The organism is Rhodococcus triatomae, assembly GCF_014217785.1.
In the GTDB taxonomy this organism is placed as follows: Bacteria; Actinomycetota; Actinomycetes; order Mycobacteriales; family Mycobacteriaceae; genus Rhodococcus_F; species Rhodococcus_F triatomae.
This window is the reverse complement of record NZ_CP048814.1, coordinates 2,370,896-2,391,982: the sequence shown is the minus strand read 5'-3', so window position 1 is coordinate 2,391,982 and position 21,087 is coordinate 2,370,896. Positions and strand designations below refer to the sequence as shown.

The following is a 21,087-nucleotide window of genomic DNA, read 5'->3' as shown; positions in this document are numbered from 1 at the left end:
CATTCCGGTGTCGAATCCGGCACCGTCCGTAATATTCCGGTGCACCAGTGAATATTTCGCAGAGCGAACGACCGCACTGGGGGACGTCGGGGCTCTCGCGTCGATTCACGCACGGACTCGGAGTTTCGATCCGAAAGGTGCCGCTCCCCTGGACCCAGCCGCGGACCACGGAACGCACTCGGCCGTCGTATCCGACATCCGGGGGCACGCGCGCCCCGCCGAGCGCCCGGGCGTTGCCGGTGGCGAAGGTCACAGCGAGATCGCGCACCCGGCCGGCGCCCATCCTCAGCGGTGCGGGTGGGGCGGCGGTGTCGAACGTCCCCAGCCGCTCTCGCGGGTGAGCTCGGTGAGGAGCGGACCGATCCGGTAGGGCAACGGCGACGTCAGTGCCAGCGCGGTGGTCGAATGGGTGACGCCGTCGATGCCCACCACCCGCTCGATGAGCGTCTGCAACCGGGCGTGGGTGTCGGTGGCGACCCGCGCCAACAGATCTTCCCGGCCCGTCGTCGCGTGGATCTCGAGCACTTCCGGAATCGAGGCGAGTTCGTCGATGACGGCCTGGAGCCGACCCTGCACCAATTCGAGCCCGACGAAGGCCTGCACCGAGATGCCGGCGGCCGAGAGATCCAGGTCGGGACGGTATCCGCGGAGTACCCCGGATTCCTCCAGGCGCCGCAACCGCGCCTGCACGGTGTTGCGCGCGACGCCGAGAGCCTCCGCCAGCTCGCCGATTCCCGCGCGGGCGTTCAGCGACAGGCGCCCCAGGAGCTCGGCATCGAGTCGATCGAGAGTGAGCATTTCGGAGACCTCCAGGTGTGAACCAGATCACCAGCACATCATTTCGATCAGTTGTCTGCCGGGCAATTGACCGAACTTCCCCGGTGAAGAACCATGAAATGACGAACCATGAAGTAGCCGCACACGGTGAGTTCAGCGAATCGGGCCGCACACCCCGCGGCCCGCTCGAAGGTGGTGCATGTCGGATGACACAGCTACGTGAGCCCGAGCCGGTCCCCGCCACGGTGGATCTCGACGACCGGTACCGGACGACCTCCGGCCCCGTCCTCGTCACCGGGATCCAGGCCATCGCCCGGCTCCTGGTGGAGCAGCATGAACGCGATCGTCGCGCCGGCGCGCGGACCGCGACGTTCGTGTCCGGGTACCAAGGAAGCCCGCTCGGCGGCCTGGACCGGCTCCTGGCTTCCCTGCCGATGCTCGCGGCCGACCACAACGTGCACCTCACCCCGGGAGTCAACGAGGAACTCGCCGCCACCTCGGTCTGGGGCAGCCAGATCGAACTTCCGGCAGGCGAGCGCACCCACGACGGCGTCGTCGGAGTCTGGTACGGCAAGGGCCCCGGCCTGGATCGCGCCGGGGACGCGCTGCGGCACGCCACCATGTACGGCGCACACCCGTCCGGAGGCGCGCTCGCGCTCGTCGGGGACGACCCCGCCGCGAAATCGTCGACCCTGCCCGCCGCCAGCGAGAAGTCGCTCGCCGCGCTCGGGATCCCGGTCTTCTTTCCCCGCAACGCCGAGGAGGTGGTCGCCTTCGGGATGTACGGGATCGCGCTCTCACGTGCCTCCGGCTGCTGGTCCGCGTTGAAGATCGTCGCCGACGTCGCCGACGGACTGTGGACCTTGGACCGCGACTTCGCGGCGCTGCCGATCGTCACGCCCACCGTCGAATGGGAGGGAGCGCCCTGGACGTACCGGCAACGCGTGCTCGCCGCGCCACCGGACAGTCTGCTCGCCGAGGCCGATCTCCACGGCCCCCGATGGGCGATGGTCGAGGCCTTCACCGAGGCCAACCCGATCGACCGGATCGAAGTCGATTCGACGGACGCGCGCATCGGTGTCGTCGCGGTCGGCACGGCGTACGACGCGGTGCGCCAGTCCCTGCGCGACCTGGGCGTCACCGATTCCGAACTCGGCCGGGCCGGAGTACGGATACTGCGGGTGGGCATGCCCTTTCCGCTGGCTTCGGGCACTGTGCGGCAGTTGGCGGAGGGAGTCGACACCATCCTCGTCGTCGAGGAGAAGACCGCATTCGTCGAGTCACAGGTCAAGGAGATCCTCTACGGATCCGGTGGGGCTCCGGAGGTGGTGGGGAAACGGAACCGCAACGGCCGCCGGCTCGTTCCCGCCGACGGCGAACTGACCGCGGCGCGCCTGGCCCGTCCGCTGCGCGAGGTACTGCACGGCCGGGTGACCCTGCGAGCTCCACTTCCGGCGCCACTCGAACTCACCGTGCTTCCGGCGCGGCGTGCCCCGTACTTCTGTTCCGGGTGCCCGCACAACCGCTCGACGGTGGTACCGGAAGGTTCCCTCGCCGGAGGCGGAATCGGCTGCCACACACTGGTGACCATGTCGGCTCGTACCGAATCCCGGGTGACCGGGCTGACCCAGATGGGCGGCGAAGGAGCTCAGTGGATCGGGCAGTCACCGTTCACGTCCGTGCCCCACATCTTCCAGAACATCGGTGACGGTACGTATTTCCATTCCGGGCAGTTGGCCGTGCAGGCCTGCCTCGCCGCGGGAGTGAACATCACCTACAAGATCCTGTACAACTCGGCCGTCGCGATGACCGGCGCGCAGGACGCCGAGGGCGCACTGCCCGTTCCCGAACTCACCCACCAGCTGGCCGCGGAGGGCGTCGCGAAGATCATCGTGTGTGCCGACGATCCGGCACGGCATCGTAGGGCTCACTTCGCGCGTGGAGTCACGGTCTGGGACCGCGATCGTCTCGACGAGGCCCAGCGGATCTTGCGTGGCGTCCCGGGGGTGACCGTCCTGATCTACGACCAGCAGTGTGCCGCCGAGGCCCGGCGCAAGCGGAAGAGGGGCACGCTCCCCGTCCGCACCACGCGCGTCGTGATCAACGAGGCGGTGTGCGAGGGCTGCGGCGACTGCGGCGCGAAGAGCAACTGCCTGTCGGTCCAGCCGGTCGACACCGAGTTCGGCCGCAAGACCCACATCGACCAGACCGGGTGCAACACCGACTACTCGTGCCTCGACGGCAACTGTCCTTCGTTCGTCACCGTCGAGGTGGATCCGGACGGAGCAGCTCCGGGGAACACCCTCCCCGAACCACCGGTCTCGCCCGAGCCGCGAGCGGTGATGCCGGCCGACGGCGTCACCCTGTTTCTCGCCGGCGTGGGCGGCACCGGCATCGTCACCGTCAACCAGGTACTCGGCACGGCAGCGCTGCACTGTGGGCTGCATGTCGAGGGCCTGGATCAGACCGGGTTGAGCCAGAAGGCGGGCCCGGTCACCTCACATCTCCGGATCACGCCCGACTCCGAGGACACCTCCAACCGGCTCACCCCGGGCTCCGCCGACTGTATCCTCGCCTTCGACCTGCTCACCGCCGCGGACTCCCGCTTCGTCGGCTACGGGTCCGCGAGCCGCACACTCGTCGTCGCCTCGACGAGCCGGACACCGACGGGTGACATGGTGCGCGATCCCTCCGTCGAGCATCCGGATATGGATGCCCTGCTCGATCGGCTGCGCAGCGTGGCTCGGCAGGTGCGATCCTTCGACGCGGCCGCGGCAGCACGAAAACTGTTCGGGGGCACTGCGAGTGTGAACTTCCTCCTCGTCGGGGCGGCCTACCAGTGCGGCGCCCTCCCCTTCGCGGCCTCCGCGATCGAGGAGGCCATCGCACTGAACGGGGTCGCGGTGGACGAGAATCTGGCTGCGTTCCGGTGGGGCCGGGCCGGCGTGGCTCATCCACGGACGTTCGATGCCGCCACCCGCACGGACGGCGCGCCGGCCACCCCGCGTTCCGACGTCACGGCCCTGCTCGAGCGCCGGTCGTTCACCGGGCCCACTCGCGAACTCGTCGAACGGCGCGCCGCCGAACTCGTTGCCTACCAGGGCACTCGGATTGCCACCGACTACATCGACGTCGTCGACACCGCCTGGCACGCGGAGCGGGCACTGGGTACGAACACGGCGTTCAGTGAGGCGGTGGCGACCGGGCTGTTCACGCTCACCGCCTACAAGGACGAGTACGAGGTGGCCCGGCTGCTCACCGACCCCGACTTCACCGCGCACGTAGCCCGGGAGGTCCCCGGCTCCGGCGCACCGACGTACCTGCTGCACCCACCGGTCCTGAAGGCGCTGGGCCGGCGGAAGAAGATTCGTCTCGGGCCACGTACCCACTGGGCGTTGACACTCCTCGCACACGGGAGAAGGCTGCGTGGGACCGCTCTCGATCCGTTCGGACACACCCGGATACGCCGGATCGAACGCGCACTCGCCGCCCACTACTCGGCGACGGTCCAGGCACATGCGGCCGGGCTCGGCGCGGACAACTACGACACCGCCGTGGCCGTGGCCGAGGCAGCCGGACTCGTCCGGGGCTACGAGGAGGTCAAGATGCGCAACGTCGCGATCTACCTGGACCGCCTCGACTCCCTGGGAGTGGATACGGGCGCGATCCGCGCACTGACGGTCACGGACGCACGTGCCCGTCGATCACCGTTCTCGCGGAGCCGGACACCCAGACGACGCCTGCGTCGTCGGAGCTGATTCCGATGCGGCCACGCCGCCCCAGTACCGTGCCCTGCTGGGCGCGATACCCGGCTGCAGGTACCAGACCTTCGCCGATGAGCCATTGCGCGAGTCCGGCATTGGCGCTTCCGGTCACCGGATCCTCGGGAACCCCGTCGCCCGGCGCGAAAGCGCGAACCTCGAAGTCCACCGGCCCGCCGGGCGGATAGGCCCCGATCACCGCGACTTCGAGTTGCCCCATCGCCGCGAAATCCGGACGCAGCGACAGCACCGTGTCCGCGGAGTCGAGCCGGACCCCGAGCCACTGGGGGCCGTTGACGATCCAGTTCGCCCCGAGAACGCGTGCCCGGTCCACTCCGAGGCTCGTGATCGCCTGGTCGAGGACCGGCGCGTCCACCGGGCCGGATCGGCGGAGTTCCGGTGCCGCGAAGGCGAGTTCACCGTCTCTCGTGCGGCGGATCTCGACGAGTCCGGCGCCGCATTCCTGCACGATCCCGGACCGATCGGGGGTCTCCGACAGGTTCTGTAACCACGCGTGTGCCGATCCGAGCGTCGGGTGTCCGGCGAACGGCAACTCGGAGTGCGGGGTGAAGATGCGCAGCCGATAGTCGGCCTCGTCGATGGTCGGTCGTAGCAGGAACGTCGTCTCCGACAGGTTCGTCCAGTTCGCGAACGCCTGCATCTGCTGCGTCGTCAACTCGTCGGCGTCATGGACGACCGCGACCGGGTTACCGATGCCCGGCGCCTCGGCGAACACGTCGACCTGCGAGAACGGAAATGCCTTCACCGACACCACTACTCCTCCGTCACGAACTGCACCTCGTCGGGACCCCGTTGCGGGCATCCCCGGACCGAGTCTTGCCAGGTTCGCCCGCTCCGACAAGGGGGCATCCACATCCGGTGCCAGTATCTCCCCACTGGTATGCCTGGCACGGCGTCACACGGGTTCGCTCAGATCGATCCGATGTCACATCGTGCCGCGGAGGCCGGGGCGGGCGACAGACTGCGCGCCTACGTCTGGGCCCACAGCAGCAGGGTCAGATACACGCAGTAGGCGACGACGAACATGCCGCCCTCCACCCGGGAGATCCGCCGCCCGGTGAGGAAGGTGGGGACACACACGAGCGCGACCGCGGCCATGAGCGGCAGGTGGATGTAGAGCACGTCGTCGGGGACGGCGACACCACCCGGTGCGACCATCAGGGTCACACCGAGGATGAACACGATGTTGTAGATACTCGACCCGAGCAGGTTGCCCAGGGCGATGTCCCGGTTCCCGCGGAGCGTCGAGACGAGAGTCGTCACCAGCTCCGGCGCGGACGTCCCGATCGCGACGACGGTGAGGCCGATGACCACATCGGAGACGTCCAACGCCCGCGCGATGTCGACCGCACCGTCCACGAGGAGTTCCGCTCCGAGGACGATCACGACCAGACCGGCCAGGAGCAACCCGAGGTCGAGGGCGACCCGGCGGCGTTCCGGCCGGTATTCGAGCGCGTATTCCTCCCGGACCGCGGCCGACTCCCGTCGGCTCGCCCGGACCACCACCACCGTGTAGACGAGCCCGGCGGCGACGAGCAACGCGCCCTCCAGCGCGGTCAGCACGCCGTCCAGGCTCATCACCCACAGCAGCAGGGCTGCAGCGGTCATCACCGGGAGATCGAGGCGCAAGGTCTGGGTGTCGAGAGCGATGGCCCGGATGAGGGCGCTCGCCCCGAGGATGAGCAACAGGTTGACCAGGTTCGTCCCCACGATGTTGCCGACCGCGAGCCCGGCATGGTCGTTGAGCGCCGCGTCGATACCGACGGCGAGTTCCGGCGTGCTGGTTCCGATGGAGACGATCGTCAGGCCGATGATCATCGGGGAGATCCCGAGGGCTGCCGCGAGGCGTGAGCCGCCGCGCGTGAGCAACTCGGCCCCGCCGATCAGCGCGACGAGTCCGAACACGACGGCGAGAACGGAGGCCACGGGAAGAAACTATCGCCTGTCGGCACCCGATGCCGCTCGTGACCGCGTCGAAACCCGGGAGATCGAAACGGAAACAGGGTGGTATCGGCCGGGACTCACCCCTACGAAAGACCGTTTCGGCAGGTTACCGTGGAATCGAGTCGACCTTGACCCCGGTACCCGTGTCGTTGCAGGTAGCAAGGAAATGTCGAGTCGAGAGGATCAGTGTCATGGCGTCACATTCCGAGAAACACCGACACCGCCGCGAATCCCACGCGCGTCCACTCTCGTCCCGATCGTCGTCGGACGGCACCCCGGTGCCTCTGTCGATGTACCTCGCCGAGCATCCGAACGTCCAGGTCTTTCCGTCCACCAGCGAAGCAGCGGCCAAGGTCGTGATGGTCAGCGTCTACGCGCTGATGATCGTGACTCTGGTATTCGTCGCCCTCCGCGCAGTGGGCGTGGTCAGCTGACGGACACCCCCGTGCGGTCCCCGGACCGCACGGGTCACGTCTCACCCAGGACGCTGTTCACCCAGGACGCTGTCGAGGAGAAGGCCGAGTTCGGACTCGACCCGGTCGAGGGCCCGGAGGTCACGCTGAGCCTTGGCCAGTAGGAGAGCGCCCTCGAGCATCGCCACCGCCGTGGTCGCCAGCGAGTTCGCCCGATCGCGTGCGACACCGTGCTGTGCCAGCGACTCGGCGACCGCGTCCTCCCACGCGGTGAACGATTCCCCGGCCACGTCCCGCCCGGCCGGCCAATTGGTTCCGTCCAATGACGCGGCGGCGACGGGGCAGCCCGACGCGAACCCACTGGCGATCAGTTGCGTGCGGAATCCGTCGACTACCGCAGCCAGCGTCGCGGCCGGGCCTCGCTCCGGCAGTCCGGCCTCGAGCAGCGCCGTCATCGCGCCGCCCGCGAGCCGTGTCGCCTCCTCCACCAGTTGCTGTTTGCCGCCGGGGAAGTAGTGATAGATGGAGCCGCGGGCCGCGCCCGCGTGAGTGGTGACGTCGGTGAGTTTGGTCGCCTCGATCCCGTTCTCACGGAACAGCGCAATCGCGCTGAGCACCATGTCCTCGCGTGCCGTACTCCGCGGTGCCACGTCGTCTACCTCCCGATTCTCTGGCCGCGAGCATAGCAGCGTGCCCTCCTCCCACCCCGGACCATTGACTGTTACTCGTAGTTGCACATAGTCTTTCCTCCACTCCCGGACAACACCCGGTCGACCAAGGAGAGGGCCATGGCACTCGAGTTCGACATGACACCGGTGGGCAGCGACTTCTTCGACTCGGCGCCGATGCGGTGGCGGTACTCGATCGACGTCGCGGCCCCCGCCGAGAGCGTCTGGGCGGGCCTCACGACGCAACGACCACTCTCCTGGTGCCGGCTGCTCACCGACGTCGAATACACGACGAGCGGTCCGTACGGCATCGGAACCACCCGGACGGCCGTTCTCGCCCACGGCGCCATGCGGATGAACGAGCAGTTCTTCCGCTGGGACGAGGAGAACACCCGGCACTCGTTCTTCGTGACCGGCTCGAATGTTCCGCTGTTCTCGGCGTTCGCCGAGGACTACCTGATCCAGAGCACACCGACCGGAAGTCGTCTGGTCTGGACGTTCGCGCTGGCGCCACGCCGCGGATTCGGCGTGGCCGCCCGGCTCGGCTCCCCGGTGAACAAGTTCGTGTTCACCACCTTCGTTCGTGACACGAGAACACATTTCGGCACCCCGAAGGGTGCCGGCGACCAGACGAGGAGCTACCCGTGACGCACTCGACGGCCGGACTCGTCACCGGGCCGGCGAAACAGCTCTACCGCCGCGTCCCTCTCCTCTGATCCGGGAAGCACCCCCGTCGTCCGATTCGTTCGCGAACACGCCGTTCGCGGGCCCCGCCATTCGTGAAAGTGAGCTGAGCAATGTCGACCGTCACCGCCGAACCGGAGGTATCGCCCCGCGAGAAATGGCTCGCGCTCGGCGCACTCGTGACCTCGTGCCTCGCCGTGCTTCTCGTCCTGCTCGACAACACGGTCGTCGTCGTGGCGCTACCGACGCTGGCCAACGAGCTGGACGCGGGTTTCAGTGCGCTGCAATGGGTTGTCGACTCCTACACCCTTCCCTTCGCAGGGCTGCTGCTGATGTTCGGCCACCTGGGAGACCGCTACGGCCGGCGCCGGGTCATGATCGCCGGACTCGTCGGTATCGCCGTGATGTCCGTGGTCGGAGCGGTCGCCGAATCCGTGACGCAGGTACTCGTGGCACGAGCCGGAATGGGAATCGCCGCGGCAGCGGTGTTCCCGGCGACCCTGGCGATCATCACCACGGTGTTCCGGAAGCCGCGTGCTCGGGCCCTCGGTATCGCCGCGTGGACGGCGATGGCGGGATTCGCCGTCGCCATCGGGCCCACCATCGGTGGCTGGCTGCTGAACCATTTCACCTGGCATTCCATCTTCTGGATGAATCTCCCGGTCGCGGCGGTCGCTGTTGCGCTGACCCTCGTCTTCATCGGTGAGTCCCGCTCGGAGAAGCACGGCCCCATCGACGCGGTCGGCATCGCGCTGTCGATCGCGGCCATCTTCCTGCTGGTGTGGAGCTTCATCGAAGCTCCCCGGCACGGGTGGATCTCGGCCGCGACCTTCGGCGGGGTCGCGGGTGCCCTCGCGCTCCTGGCCCTGTTCGCGTGGTGGGAGTTGCGGGCCCCGTACCCGGTGCTCGATGTGAGGCTGTTCCGGATTCCCCGATTCGCCTTCCCGGCAATGGCTCTCGCCGTCTCCTACTTCGCCATGTTCGGCTTCCTCTTCATCGTCAGCCAGTACTTCCAGGCGGTGCTGCTGATGGATCCACTCACCTTCGGTATCCACTCCCTCCCGTTCGCCGCCGCCATCGGTATCGGTGCCCCGGTCGCCACCTGGTTCGGCTACCGATACGGCCACACGGTCGTCGTGGTGGTGGGGATGGCGGTGCTCGCCGCCGGTCTGTACTGGGCCGGTCAGGCGACGATCGACACCACCTACTGGGAGATCCCGTTCGGCTCGATGATCCTCATGGGCGGAGGGCTCGGCATCGTCACCGGCCCGGTGACCGACTCGATCATGTCGTCCGTGCCCGCCGACGAGGCGGGCGCCGGGTCGGCGGTCAACGACACCACGCGTGAGGTGGGCGGAGCGCTGGGAATCGCGGTGCTCGGATCGGTCCTGTTCGGGCGGTACCACGAGATCGTCTCCGAGAAGCTCGACTCCTACGGCCCGATCGTCTCGACCTTCCTCTCCGATCGTGAGCGCGATCTCATCGTCAATTCACCGGTGTCGGTGCTCGAAATCCTCGGCCGCCCGGGCCTTCCCGCGTCGGTCAACGACCTCGACGATCCGAACAGCCTCGTCTACGCCATGCAGGACGCCGCCATGCAGGGATGGAAGATCTCGGCGATGGTGATGGTCGTCAGCGTCGTCGTCACCGCGATCGTGTTCGCGATCTTCATGCCGTGGAGCCGCGGCACGTCGCTCGTCGACGCAGCGACGGAGGATTCCTCCGCACCCGACGCCTCGCCCACATCCGGTGCGAGTGCGGACGAGGCCACGCCCGGTTCCGACGAGGTCCCGCCCGGACAGTCCGACGACGGTGCCGTGGTTGAGACCCCGGAGGACCGGGTACCGCGATAGCGGAACGGAAGGAGCACCATGACCGACACGACCGATATCGCGGCACGAAGCCGCACGGCTCTCGTCATCTCCACCAACTACGGCACCGAGCACGCCGAGATCGAGCAGCCGGTCCGCGCCCTGCGTGACGCCGGAGTCGCCGTCACCGTCGCCGCCGTCGAGGACGGCCCGATCCGTACCCTCGTCGGCGATGCCGATCCGGGCCCGGACGTCAGCCCGGACACGACACTCGCCGCGGTGGACGCGCGGGACCACGACGTCGTGATCGTCCCGGGCGGCACGCTCAACGCGGACACTCTCCGCCTGAACGAGGACGCTCAGCGCCTGGTCCGTGAGTTCGCCGACGCCGGCAAGCCGGTGGCCGCGGTGTGCCACGGTCCGTGGCTGCTGGTCGAGACCGCGCTGTCCGCGGGCAGGACCCTGACGTCCTACCCGTCCCTGCGTACCGACATCACGAACTCGGGTGGCGACTGGGTGGACCGGGAGGTCGTCGTGGACGACGCTCACGGTTTCGCCCTCATCACCTCACGCAATCCCGACGATCTGCCCGCCTTCTCCGCGGCGATCATCGACGCGATCGGGGCATCTGCCGGCGGGTGACCCCGCGTCAGCCGCCGGGGCGAGGAGCCGGCGGAGGGGTGGTCGTCGTCGTGGTGGTCGTCGTCGTGGTCGGCGCGCTGCGCGTCGTGTCCCGGGTGGACGGTGCGGCCGAAGTCGGCGTGACCTCGGACCCAGCGGATTCGGGCCCAGTCGATTCGGGCCCAGCGGAGTCCGGCCCATCCGTCCCGTCGTCGGTGGCCGGTGCGGTGGCGGACTCCGATGACGTGGTCGTGGGCGCGGAGGGACCACCGGTCGTCGCCTGGGCCTTCTCGTCCGCCGCCACTGCGGGGAGTGCCTCGCGCGCGGCCTCGGTGGCCGCGGCCGCGTCGAATGCCGCGGCGATGTCGGCGGCGTCGGGCGTGGCCGACGTGTCGATCGGTTCGCCCGCCTGCGCCTGCTTCGCCAGGTGGGTGAGCCAGGCCGCCGCGTACTCGGCGGATGTCAGCGGCTTGCCGTTCGCCGGATCCGCGTCCTTCCAGTAGTCGAAGTGGTGGCCGGTGGCATTCGGGCCCAGGGTGAGCTGGTACGGATCGCTCATCACCACGGGGATGGTGTTCTGGTTCGTCACGATCAGTCCGACGATCTCGTTGAACACCTTCTGCGGGAGGTACGCCAGCGGCGACAGTTCCTCACCGGAGATGGAGTCCGCCTTCGCGGGCTTCTGGGCGGGTTCGCCCGGCTGGTACGAGGGGTCCGACACCTTGAGCAGCACCTCGAGGAACGTCTCGTCGCTCTGCATCCAGTTGCCCTGCGACTGGATGTCGGCGAACGCGGCGAACGCGATACCACTGAGCACGACGGCAACGTCCTGGCCGGTGGCCGGGGTGAGCCCCTCGTCCTCGAGCGCATCGACGTTCAGCTGCCTGCCCACGTTGACCGCGAGTTGCAGCAGGGAGATGCTCTCGGGTGCCGCGCAGGTGAGGTCGCCCTCGGAGCAGAAAGACGCGATCTTGCCGTCGAGAGCACCGAAGTCGCCACCGGTGTCCGGCATCGCGCCCTGGCCCGGGGTAGGTGCCGTTCCGTTCGAATAGTTCTGGTCGAAGTTGTCCGGGTTCCCGAACGGATTCTTCGCGCCGGGGAACGGGCCGTCTCCCGGCGCGCGGCCGGCGTCGGCGAGGATCACCACGCCGACGACATTGGCCGGGTCGACGATGCCGTACCCGCCGTTCTCGTCGGCTTCCTGGTGCCCGATGTTCATGGCGACGCGGCGCACCACGTCGGCGCCCTCGCTGTATCCGACGATCGCGAACCGGGTGTCCGGGCAGGCCGAGCGGATTTCCCGCATCACCCGCTCGGAGTTCTCCACCCCGGCGGCGACGGCGTCCTCGTAGGTCGCCATGTTGGCGGGATAGGCGATGTACACCGCGGCGTACGAATCCGCACCGACGGCACCGCCAGGAGCGTTGACCACGGGATCGACCCATTCGCTGGCGTAATCGCTGGACAGGGCCGCAGGGAGCGGCTCGCCGTTCGGCCCGACGAGCAGCTTGGTGGTGCCCTCGACCGGTGTGTCTCCACGGCCGGCGACCGAGATGGTCACCATGTCGCGACACTCGGTCACCGAGGTCGTCAGCTGCGTGTCGATGGCCCGCGGGCCGGGGGACACGGCCAGACCGACGGCCGCGACCGCGGCGACCCCCAGGATCGCCGGCGCCGCCACGCCCGCAGCGAGGCGATGCCGCGCGAAGAAGCCACCAAGAGCCATGTCCCGATCCCCAATCCCGATTCTCCCGCACACGGCACGACCCCGGTGCCGTGCGTCACGTCACCTCACTCGTCGGCGGACGGACGCTCGCCGTTACACAGTGGGTCCGTGCCGGTTGGATGTGTTGCTCACCTGCGGAGCTCTCCGCGAGATGTCGGGGCCCATGATCCACACATTTCCCGTGCAGTCATTTCGGGGCAGTCGCCCGTGCGTGGATCCGGAACCAGTACGTCCACACTTCCTCACGTTCTGCCCGGAGCCTGGCTCGGTACTTCCGGTCGAGACCCCTGGGCGAGCGCGAGGCATCCGGATCGGGGCGGTTGCCGATCGCGTCGAAGGAAATCCCGAATCGCCCACGGATCCAAGGACGCCGAACAAGAGAGTGACCCGTATCACGTTGCGGGTCTTGATCTTTACTCATTCGAGTCAGGCCTCGCGAATCGGGCGAACGGGACGCTTTCACGCACGGTGATTCTTTGCCGCGACAGCGCCGCGCCGCTCGAGTACAGTCGATCTTGTCCGAGTGACAGTCGCTTGCGAGCCCCTTGCTTACAAGCCCGAGACGCGCCGGACTCGTTTCGCCTTCGCTTGCACAGCCTCCACTCCGCCTGCGCTGCCGGCCCCGCCGGTCGCTGCCTGCGCGGAACCGCCGTGGACGCTGCCGACCGAAAACCGACTCCGAGGGGCTCGCCGTGACATCCACGATCGCACCACAGGTTTCCCATTCGACACTCGTCCCGCGTGAACACGTCCACCGCGAGGCATTGTCCGAGGTCTACCTCACCGACATCATCTGCGACCGGTACCCGAATTTTCGTATCGGCGTACACCTTCCGAAATCACACAGCTACTACAGCGACCATCTGGGCGTCGCGGCGGGTCGGTACGACACGCTCCTGTTCCTGGAGTGCTTCCGCCAGGCGTCCATCCTGATCGCGCACCGCCATGTCGACGCGGGATACGACCAGTCGTTCATCTTCAACTCGGGCGATCTCGAGGTCGTCTCGACCGGCGCGGCCTCCCTGCGGGTCGGCCCGGGGAACGGAGAGCTGGCCGCCCGCATCGTCGACGAGAAGAAGCGGGACGGCAGCACCGTGGGGATCACACTCGAGATGGCGATCTCGCTGGACGGAGACCTGGCCGTGTCCATGTCGATGGTCATCCAGTGGATGCCCCGACCGGTGTGGAAGCGCATCCGGGATTCCGGGCGGTCGAAGCTGGGGCTCGAACCGTACCGACCGGGCATCGCACCGCAGCCAGGGCGCGAGCCGCACTCGCCCGCCATCGTCCTACCTGCCGCGTCCGTGGGCCGCACCCTGACCCGCAACGTCGTCGTCGGTGCACCCCGCCACACCCACGAGGGCCATGTCGAACTGGACGTCGTGGTCGACGAAGGCCACCCGAGCCTGTTCGACCATCCCCTCGACCACATCCCCGGGGCGGTGATCTTCGAAGCGGTCCGGCAGTCCGGGCTGGTGGCGGCCGACGAGTTCTTCGGGCTCAGCGCCCGCCGACTCGAGGTCACCGAGCTCGCCGCGAACTTCACCCGATTCGGTGAGCTGGATCTGCCGACGACGGCAACGGTGTCACTGCCGAGCGAAAGCACCTCGGGGACGGTGCTGTTCACAGTGGTCATCGCGCAGGAGCGAGTACCCATCGCCGAATGCCAGGTGACGTTCGCCCGATCGGGACGCGCACTTCCGGCACACGCGACTCCGGCACACGAGGTGGTCCGATGAGCCGGATACTCACTGCCCGCACGTTCCCGCACCACACCGGCCGAGGCCGGTACGGCACGGTCTTCGTGGACTTCGGCGGGGTCCTGTCCCCACCGATCGAGGATCTCTTCCTCGACTACGAGCGCAAGACCGGAATCTCTCCGGCACAACTGAAAGCGGCCATGGCCAGTGTCGCGAACGGACTCGGCGTCGACGTCCTCGCCCCGGTCGAACTCGGTCTGATCTCCGAGGTCGAATGGGTCGAACGGATGCACCGCTGGCTCGTCCCGCGCGGCGTCGACGTGTCCCGTTCCGAACCGGACTTCGGCGCACAGTGGTTCGCCGGCCACCAGGTGAACACCGCCGTCCGCGACCTGGTGATCGATCTGTCCGGGAAGGGCTACCGCGTCGGGATCCTGACCAACAACGTCCGTGAGTGGGAACCGTACTGGCGGCGGATGGTCGATCTGGACGACCACGTCGACGTCATCGTCGATTCCTACGCGGTCGGGGTCCGCAAGCCCGATCCGGAGATCTTCCGCATCGCCGAGGAGCGGATCGGTGCCGCACCGGGAACATCGATTCTCGTCGACGATCTGGGCGTCAACTGCGAGGCCGCACGATCCGCCGGCTGGGGGGCGGTCCGCTTCGGCGACACCGATCAGGCGGTGGCCGACCTCCGGGAACTGCTGTCGGTCCCGGCGCAGGCTCCGGGTGCACTCCAGGTCGAGGTGACGCAGCGATGACGGTCACCGACGTATCCCGGACCACGGCACGGCCGAAGGTGCTGCTCGCCGGCATCCTCCTCGCCGTCGTCGTGGTCCCCACCGGAGTCTCGGGCACCGGTGTCGCCCTGCCCCACATCGCCGCCGATCTCAGTTCCTCACCGGCGATGTTGCAGTGGGTCGTCAACGGATTCAACCTCACTTTCGCGGTGTTCAGCCTGGTGGCAGGATCCGTCGCCGACCATCTGGGTCGGCGGCGCGGCCTGATCGTCGGCGCCCTCCTGTTCTTCGGCTCCGCCGTGCTCAGTGCCCTCGCACCCACCCTGCTGATCCTGGACATCGGTCGCGCGCTGGCCGGTATCGGGGCCGCGATCATCTTCGCCTGCTCCGGCGCGCTGCTGGCGATCACCTTCGACGGCGCCGCCGCGGCCCGCGCGTTCGCGCTGTTCGGTACCGCCGCAGGCGTGGGCCTGGGGCTCGGACCCACCATCTCGTCGACCGCCATCTCACTGGTCGGCTGGCCCGGCATCTTCTGGTTCAACGCCGCTGCCATCGCGGCGTCCGGACTTCTGGTCGTCCTCTCCGGGGTGCACGACACCCCGGCGCACGACGCCGGGAAGCTGGACTACCGGGGTGCGATCGCCTTCGCCGTGTCGCTGACCCTCGTGATCGCTGCTGTCGTGCAGGCGGATTCCTGGGGCTGGGGTTCTGCCGCCACCCTCGGCACACTCGCCGCCGGGATCGCGTTGTTCGCCGTGTTCATCCGGATCCAGTGGACCGGTGACCATCCACTGCTCGACATCGGACTGCTGCGTTCGCCCCGACTCGTCGGGCTGCTGCTCGTCCCGGTCGCCGGTGCAGTCGGGTTCGTCACCCTGCTGACGTACTACCCGACATTCCTCAACACCGTATGGCAATTGAGTGCGGGCGAAACGGGACTGGTCATGCTGCTGATGACGGTCCCGGTCATCCTCGCTCCACTCGTCGCGGGAGCGCTGCACACACGGGGTGTCCCGGTGTGGATCATCCTCGGTGGCAGCGCCCTGTTCTTCGTGGCGGGCGCGGCACTGCTCACCACGGCAGGAACCGACCGCGACATTCTCGCGCTTGTCGTGCCGTTCCTGTTGCTGGGAACCGGGTTCGGACTCGGTGTCGGACTCGTCGACGGCCAGGCGATCGGGTCGGTTCCGCCGGAGAGGTCCGGCATGGTCTCGGGCCTGGTCTCCACCGTCCGACTCGGCAGCGAAGCCCTCGTGGTCGCGGCCTTCGCCAGCGCGTTGACGACCGGCGTCGGCGCTCAGGTCCGCAGTCAGCTTCCGGATTCTCTGGATCCCGCGGCCAGGGACACCGTCGTCGACCAGGTCGTCACGGGCGAGATCGGAAGCGTGGACCCGTCCCTGAACGCCGAACTGCTACGAAACAGCTTCTCCGACGGCCTGATCCCGCTGCTGTGGGCCCTGGCAGTCATCAGCCTCGTGCTCGCGGTGGCGATCACGGTGCTACTCCGCCGCCCGGCCGCCACCGCACCGTCGGCACCGCAGGGATCGGCCGACGTCCCCGCCGAGCCGAACCTCGATCCCGTCGAACCCATTGCACCCCTTCCCGCTGCGAGCACCGAGGAGATACGACGATGACACGCACACTCACACCCACGACCACAGCAGGACCGCACCCCCGGGTGACGGACATCCCGCACCTGGACACTCCGGCCCCCTACGTGCGCGAGGTGCCGAGCACGGACGGGCACCTGCGCGTCGAACTCCCCAGCGGGCACACCGCCGTCTGCCTGACCTCCTACGAGGACGCGAAGAGCCTGCTGCTCGATCGCACGGCCAGCAGGGAGAGCTGCAACGTCGACGGGGGACCGTCGTTCATGCCCACCAACTGGGCGCCGGAAGTACTCATCAATCTGGATGCTCCGGTTCACGGAGTCGTCCGCGAGTTCGTCTCCCACGAGTTCAGCGCACGGGCGATGCGGGACCTGGAACCGACGATCCTCGAACTCACCGGACAGGCCCTCGACGACCTGGAACGGTCGGACGACCCGGACCTCGTCCGCGACGTCTTCCGGCTGGTCCCGGCGCAGGTGGTCTGCCGTCTGCTGGGCATCTCGACCGACCATGCGCGCACGATGAACGAGCTCGGCCGCCGAATCCAGCTGGCCAGGCGCGACGAGGTCGACCTCATCGTGGAGGCCTGGCAGGAGCTCTACGGGTGGGTCCAGCGCCTCGTGGCCGAGGACACCGATCACGACGACTCCGGGCTGCTGGCGGTGTACAAGCGGCGGGCCACCGAGCCCGGTTTCGAGGCCGTCGACTCGACACTCATCGACGGGACGGTGATGGGGATCGTGCTCGGCGGGGACAACAACGTCGCCACCATGCTGAGCAAGACGCTGTACGCGGCGCTCGCCGATCGGCGCCTCTACGAGGCCGTCGTCGCGGACCCCGGCCTGATCCCCGATCTGGTGGAGGAGATTCTCCGTCTCATGCCGCTGGGGACCCCGGGCAGCTTTCCCCGCGAGCTCACCCGTCCGCTCACCACGAGCAGCGGCGTCCTGCCCACGGGCGAGATCGTCTACCCCCACATCAACGCGGCCAACCGGGATCCGTCCGTGTTCCCGGAGCCGCTGGAGATCCGCCTGGACCGGCCGCGCGGACGGCACCTGCAGTACGGCTACGGAATGCACCGGTGCATGGGGTCCGCGCTGGCGCAGATCGAGTTGACCACGGTGATCGGCGCGGTCGTGGCGCGCTACCCGCATCTGGCACTGCGGGGCGCTCCGGCCAACGTACCGTGGGACTTCGGTACCGGCCTGCGGCGGCCGGCAGCCCTACCCGTGACGCTCGGAAACGGAGGTGAGGCGTGAGTCACGACGTGATCGTGGTGGGCGGCGGCCCGGTCGGGATGCTGGTGGCCAACGAGTTGGCGCTGCACGACGTCTCGGCCGTCGTCCTCGAGAGCCGGGGCGCCGTCAGCGAACATCCGAAGGCCGGCACCTACCACGCCCGGGCCATCGCCACGCTGGCTCGCCGGGGGATCGTCTCGTTCCCTCGACGTACCAACGACCACACGATGATCTCGTCGGAGCCCTTCCAGTTCGCCGGGTACCCGTGGCTGACGCTCCGGGCTCCCACCATCGACGGCCCGGTGATGCTGGGGATCGCCCAGGCCGATCTCGAACGCGCGATCGGGACGCGGGCCGAAGCGGCCGGGGCACAGGTCGTTCGGGGAACCACCGTGACGTCGGTCGTCCCACACGACGACCACGTCGCGGTGGAGACGGTCGACGAGGCGGGCCGGCCCCGGACCTTCGAGGCGAAGTACGTCGTCGGCGCGGACGGCGGGCGCAGTGTCGTCCGCCGGGACGGGCAGTTCGGAGCCACCGAGTATCCGCCGACGATGCGCGCGATCCTCGGCCTCGCCCGCCTGCCCCACCCCGAGCAGATGAGGGTCGGCTGGAGCCACACCGACAGAGGGTGGACCCTGTTGAACCTCAACAGATTCGGGTTCAGCCGCATCATCGTCTTCGAGTTCGACGGACCGGCTCCCGACCGGCACGCACCGGTGACGGTGGAGGAGTACGGCGCGGCGATCGACCGGGTGGTGGGCAGCCACGTGGAGCTCGAATCTCCGTACTACCTGAACAGATTCAGCGATTTCAGCCGAATCGTGCACCACTACCGCGACGGACGGCTACTCCTCGCCGGAGACTCGGCGCACATCCACTACCCGCTCGGCGGGCAGGGCCTCAACACCGGCATCTCCGACGCCGTGAACCTCGGCTGGAAGCTCGCCGCCGTCGCCACCGGAGCCGCCGACGAGAGCCTCCTCGACACCTACTCGCACGAGCGGCAGCCCGTGGGGAAGTGGATCATCGACAACACCCGGGTGCAGTCGACCATCATGAACCCGTCACCCGCAGGTGGCCCGCTCCGGCGGATGGTGTCGGAAATGCTGTGTCACCGGGAAGTCCACGACTGGCTGGCCGACAAGGTCAACGGCAGTTCCCTGCACTACGAGATGCCCGATGCCGAGAACGAACTGGACGGGACATTCCTCCCCGACCATGCCCTCGTGGTGGGATCCGAACAGACATCGGTGGCGGAACTGGTCGGCAGGGGCCGCATTCTCGTACTCGTCGCCGATCCGGAGACAGCCTCCGCCGTCGCCGATCTCGGCACCGTTCCCTTCACCGACGTGGTCGTCGCGCAGGGCCTGCCGACCGACTATCCGCCGGTCCTGGCCGTTCGGCCCGACGGGTACGTCGCGTGGTCCGGTGGAGCCGACGAGCTCACCCAGATGCTGAAGGTGCTGGAGAGATACTTCGCGCTCCGGATCCAGCTCTGACCGCACGCGAACGAACGGTCCGCCGCCGGTATCCTTGCCACGGGCAGCCGGATCCGGGGAGGAGCAGTCGCGTGCACGAAGGGTGGTTTCTCATCGAGACGTCCGGTGACGCGCCCACCGTTCTCATGGTCGGATCACGGACGAAACAGTGGCGGCCGGTGTCGAACGTGTTTCGCGGATCCGTGTACTCGGTGGTGCAGCAACTGGTCGAGACCGTGATGAACAACCTCAAGCAGTCCCAGGTGTTGCTGGAAGGTCCGCGGCTGGCGCTCGCGCACCCGGTCCTGGGGCCCGCCAGGCAGGTTCACGCGATTCTGATGTGGATCGGTGACTCCACCGTGCTGCCCCCGCCCGCGCCCCGCGTGCATTCCTGGGCGTGGGACCTCGCCGATCGGGTGTCTCCGATTCTCGTCGACGATCCGGAGGGACGCACCATGACGGACTGGCTCTCCGGATGCGCCCGGATCGGTGACGTCCTGTGCACTCTCACCGACGTTCGCCGTGCCGAACTCGGTGACCGGTTCGCCGGAGAATGGGTCCGCGTCGACGGGGTCGTACACCGCTATGCGCTCCGTTCCGTCGCCACCTTCGACGGGCCCCGGCTCGTCGGAGTGTCGGTCGAGCTACCGGAGGCGCTCCCTGCCGGCCACGCCGAGTTGCTCCCTCGTTCGGCCCTGGAGTTCTCCTGCGATCACCACGGCACCGCGATGGCGGTGGTCGACGGGGCCACTCGGCGCGCGCAGGCCTGGCTGACGGACCGGGTACCCGGGTGCGACCCCGCGGTGCGCTCCGGACGCTCGGCGGCGCCGCCTGCCACCCGTCTGCTGGACCTGGAGTCGATCGGTTCGCTACTCGCCGTCTTCGAGTGTGTCGACGGGTCGTCGCGGTGGGGCTGAGCCGGGTCGTCGCGGTGGGGCTGATCGCGCCAACCGTGCGGCCGCGCGCCGGAGCATCGCGCGCACGACCAGCGCGTGCAGGGGCCGGATCGCCGCGAAGTACGCGCGACCCCGGCGATTGTGCGTCCGCACGAGGGTGGTCAGCACGATCCGTCCGGGCTCGCGACGCACCGAGGCCCGGAAGTCCAGGTGGCCCGCGTCGGCGCCGAGAAGCACCTCGTCGTCTCCCTCTGCGAGAACGGCGAATGTATCCGCACTGCCCCGGTCGATACCCACGAGTCCGACGAGGCGTTCGCGCACGGCCATGAGCGCGGCGACCCACGCCGGCAGGTCACCGAAGATCGCCTCCGCCCAGGGCCGAGGGTCGTCGGGGGTCTCGCGCCGGCGCGGGGTCGCGTAGGCGTCACTGTGATCGACCCGGCCGAGTGCACCGGCGAGCAGGTCCGTCTGCGTCACCGGGACCGCACGGGCGCGGGGCCGCTCGAACCAGCGCAGCAGCCGGGCGTAGGGCGGCGGGTCGTGTGGACGGGACGGCGGGCAACCCACGCCGGCCTGTAGTCGATCCAGAACCTGTTCGAGGACGGCGTCGTGGGCCGGGCGGATCAGTGCCTGCCAGCCGAGCCAGCCCACCAGGGTGGCATCGGCATCGACGTCGTGGCGGACCAGCGAGCGCCGCGGGCCGAGGGTGGTCACGGTGAACGTGTGTGTCCCGGTGACCCCGATTCCGTCCGGGAACGCGATCTCGATCAGGCGGCCCGGTTCGTAGGCGGTGATCGTGCCGTGGGTGCCGCTCGCACCGACAGCCACCGGCCCGTCGAACCACATGGGTTCCCACAGTGGCGGATAGAGAACGTCGTCGGGCTGGCCGATCGTGGCCAGCAGCGGCGCGATGTCCTCCGCGTCGGCGTCGACCACTCGCTCGTGGATGTTGCGGATGCGCATTCCGACTCCTTCCATACGGTACCGTACGGT

17 protein-coding genes are annotated in these 21,087 nt (G+C 68.5%); 11 read left to right on the top strand and 6 right to left on the bottom strand.

The features are described from left to right. Positions 1-285: 285 nt before the first annotated feature. Complete coding sequence (locus G4H71_RS11220; RefSeq protein WP_072738563.1) at positions 286-798, bottom strand: Lrp/AsnC family transcriptional regulator; 513 nt, start codon at positions 796-798, stop codon at positions 286-288. Positions 799-983: 185 nt separating this feature from the next. On the opposite strand from G4H71_RS11220, the gene G4H71_RS11215 reads away from it, so the two are divergent. Beyond that, positions 984-4,535 (top strand): indolepyruvate ferredoxin oxidoreductase family protein, encoded by a 3,552-nt coding sequence (locus tag G4H71_RS11215; protein WP_083343145.1) that lies wholly within the window; start codon positions 984-986, stop codon positions 4,533-4,535. Here G4H71_RS11215 and G4H71_RS11210 read toward each other — a convergent pair. Both G4H71_RS11210 and G4H71_RS11205 read right to left on the bottom strand, forming a co-directional pair. Further along, on the bottom strand, positions 4,459-5,313 hold the full coding sequence (locus G4H71_RS11210; RefSeq protein WP_246442248.1) for a PhzF family protein: 855 nt from the start codon (positions 5,311-5,313) through the stop codon (positions 4,459-4,461). The two genes, G4H71_RS11215 and G4H71_RS11210, sit on opposite strands and share 77 nt — an antisense overlap. 215 nt (positions 5,314-5,528) lie before the next feature. Then, positions 5,529-6,485 (bottom strand): calcium/sodium antiporter, encoded by a 957-nt coding sequence (locus G4H71_RS11205; RefSeq protein ID WP_072738565.1) that lies wholly within the window; start codon positions 6,483-6,485, stop codon positions 5,529-5,531. A 209-nt stretch (positions 6,486-6,694) separates the two neighbouring features. On the opposite strand from G4H71_RS11205, the gene G4H71_RS11200 reads away from it, so the two are divergent. Beyond that, on the top strand, positions 6,695-6,937 hold the full coding sequence (locus tag G4H71_RS11200; protein WP_072738566.1) for a hypothetical protein: 243 nt from the start codon (positions 6,695-6,697) through the stop codon (positions 6,935-6,937). Positions 6,938-6,978: 41 nt separating this feature from the next. Here G4H71_RS11200 and G4H71_RS11195 read toward each other — a convergent pair whose 3' ends face one another. Then, positions 6,979-7,566 (bottom strand): TetR/AcrR family transcriptional regulator, encoded by a 588-nt coding sequence (locus G4H71_RS11195; RefSeq protein WP_246442250.1) that lies wholly within the window; start codon positions 7,564-7,566, stop codon positions 6,979-6,981. 138 nt (positions 7,567-7,704) lie between these two features. Between G4H71_RS11195 and G4H71_RS11190 the strand changes: the two genes are divergently transcribed. The 3 genes from G4H71_RS11190 to G4H71_RS11180 all read left to right on the top strand — a co-directional run bounded on the left by G4H71_RS11190 (position 7,705) and on the right by G4H71_RS11180 (position 10,721). After that, entirely contained in the window at positions 7,705-8,232 is a 528-nt protein-coding gene (locus G4H71_RS11190) for an SRPBCC family protein (RefSeq protein WP_072738568.1), read from the top strand. A gap of 149 nt (positions 8,233-8,381) precedes the next feature. Next, on the top strand, positions 8,382-10,121 hold the full coding sequence (locus G4H71_RS11185) for an MFS transporter (RefSeq protein ID WP_083343146.1): 1,740 nt from the start codon (positions 8,382-8,384) through the stop codon (positions 10,119-10,121). Between the two features lie 18 nt (positions 10,122-10,139). Further along, a complete protein-coding gene (locus tag G4H71_RS11180; RefSeq protein WP_139183284.1) occupies positions 10,140-10,721 on the top strand; it encodes a DJ-1/PfpI/YhbO family deglycase/protease in 582 nt (193 codons plus the stop codon). Positions 10,722-10,728: 7 nt separating this feature from the next. On the opposite strand, the gene G4H71_RS11175 is transcribed toward G4H71_RS11180, so the two are convergent. Continuing rightward, complete coding sequence (locus tag G4H71_RS11175; protein WP_072738569.1) at positions 10,729-12,426, bottom strand: cutinase family protein; 1,698 nt, start codon at positions 12,424-12,426, stop codon at positions 10,729-10,731. A 692-nt stretch (positions 12,427-13,118) separates the two neighbouring features. Here G4H71_RS11175 and G4H71_RS11170 point away from each other — a divergent pair. The 6 genes from G4H71_RS11170 to G4H71_RS11145 all read left to right on the top strand — a co-directional run bounded on the left by G4H71_RS11170 (position 13,119) and on the right by G4H71_RS11145 (position 20,115). Beyond that, on the top strand, positions 13,119-14,165 hold the full coding sequence (locus tag G4H71_RS11170; RefSeq protein ID WP_072738570.1) for an AfsA-related hotdog domain-containing protein: 1,047 nt from the start codon (positions 13,119-13,121) through the stop codon (positions 14,163-14,165). Beyond that, positions 14,162-14,890 carry an HAD family hydrolase gene (locus tag G4H71_RS11165; RefSeq protein ID WP_072738571.1) on the top strand — a complete coding sequence of 243 codons (729 nt, stop codon included), beginning with the start codon at positions 14,162-14,164 and terminating at the stop codon, positions 14,888-14,890. Before G4H71_RS11170 ends, G4H71_RS11165 begins: the two co-directional genes overlap by 4 nt. Next, positions 14,887-16,503, top strand: a complete 1,617-nt coding sequence (locus G4H71_RS11160) for an MFS transporter (RefSeq protein WP_072738572.1) — start codon at positions 14,887-14,889, stop codon at positions 16,501-16,503. Before G4H71_RS11165 ends, G4H71_RS11160 begins: the two co-directional genes overlap by 4 nt. Then, complete coding sequence (locus G4H71_RS11155) at positions 16,500-17,738, top strand: cytochrome P450 (RefSeq protein WP_072738573.1); 1,239 nt, start codon at positions 16,500-16,502, stop codon at positions 17,736-17,738. The genes G4H71_RS11160 and G4H71_RS11155 overlap by 4 nt, the downstream gene beginning before the upstream one ends. Then, positions 17,735-19,219 (top strand): FAD-dependent monooxygenase, encoded by a 1,485-nt coding sequence (locus tag G4H71_RS11150; protein ID WP_072738574.1) that lies wholly within the window; start codon positions 17,735-17,737, stop codon positions 19,217-19,219. The genes G4H71_RS11155 and G4H71_RS11150 overlap by 4 nt, the downstream gene beginning before the upstream one ends. A gap of 71 nt (positions 19,220-19,290) precedes the next feature. Continuing rightward, positions 19,291-20,115 carry a GAF domain-containing protein gene (locus G4H71_RS11145; RefSeq protein ID WP_072738575.1) on the top strand — a complete coding sequence of 275 codons (825 nt, stop codon included), beginning with the start codon at positions 19,291-19,293 and terminating at the stop codon, positions 20,113-20,115. On the opposite strand, the gene G4H71_RS11140 is transcribed toward G4H71_RS11145, so the two are convergent. After that, a complete protein-coding gene (locus G4H71_RS11140; protein ID WP_072738625.1) occupies positions 20,068-21,057 on the bottom strand; it encodes a DUF2867 domain-containing protein in 990 nt (329 codons plus the stop codon). The two genes, G4H71_RS11145 and G4H71_RS11140, sit on opposite strands and share 48 nt — an antisense overlap. Between the last annotated feature and the right edge of the window lie 30 nt (positions 21,058-21,087).

What these genes read in the sequence shown, in the direction of transcription:
- G4H71_RS11220 (WP_072738563.1), bottom strand. Translation starts at nt 798, where the DNA reads ATGCTCACTCTCGATCGACTCGATGCCGAGCTCCTGGGGCGCCTGTCG.
- G4H71_RS11215 (WP_083343145.1), top strand. Translation starts at nt 984, where the DNA reads ATGACACAGCTACGTGAGCCCGAGCCGGTCCCCGCCACGGTGGATCTC.
- G4H71_RS11200 (WP_072738566.1), top strand. Translation starts at nt 6,695, where the DNA reads ATGGCGTCACATTCCGAGAAACACCGACACCGCCGCGAATCCCACGCG.
- G4H71_RS11190 (WP_072738568.1), top strand. Translation starts at nt 7,705, where the DNA reads ATGGCACTCGAGTTCGACATGACACCGGTGGGCAGCGACTTCTTCGAC.
- G4H71_RS11185 (WP_083343146.1), top strand. Translation starts at nt 8,382, where the DNA reads ATGTCGACCGTCACCGCCGAACCGGAGGTATCGCCCCGCGAGAAATGG.
- G4H71_RS11180 (WP_139183284.1), top strand. Translation starts at nt 10,140, where the DNA reads ATGACCGACACGACCGATATCGCGGCACGAAGCCGCACGGCTCTCGTC.
- G4H71_RS11175 (WP_072738569.1), bottom strand. Translation starts at nt 12,426, where the DNA reads ATGGCTCTTGGTGGCTTCTTCGCGCGGCATCGCCTCGCTGCGGGCGTG.
- G4H71_RS11165 (WP_072738571.1), top strand. Translation starts at nt 14,162, where the DNA reads ATGAGCCGGATACTCACTGCCCGCACGTTCCCGCACCACACCGGCCGA.
- G4H71_RS11160 (WP_072738572.1), top strand. Translation starts at nt 14,887, where the DNA reads ATGACGGTCACCGACGTATCCCGGACCACGGCACGGCCGAAGGTGCTG.
- G4H71_RS11155 (WP_072738573.1), top strand. Translation starts at nt 16,500, where the DNA reads ATGACACGCACACTCACACCCACGACCACAGCAGGACCGCACCCCCGG.
- G4H71_RS11140 (WP_072738625.1), bottom strand. Translation starts at nt 21,057, where the DNA reads ATGCGCATCCGCAACATCCACGAGCGAGTGGTCGACGCCGACGCGGAG.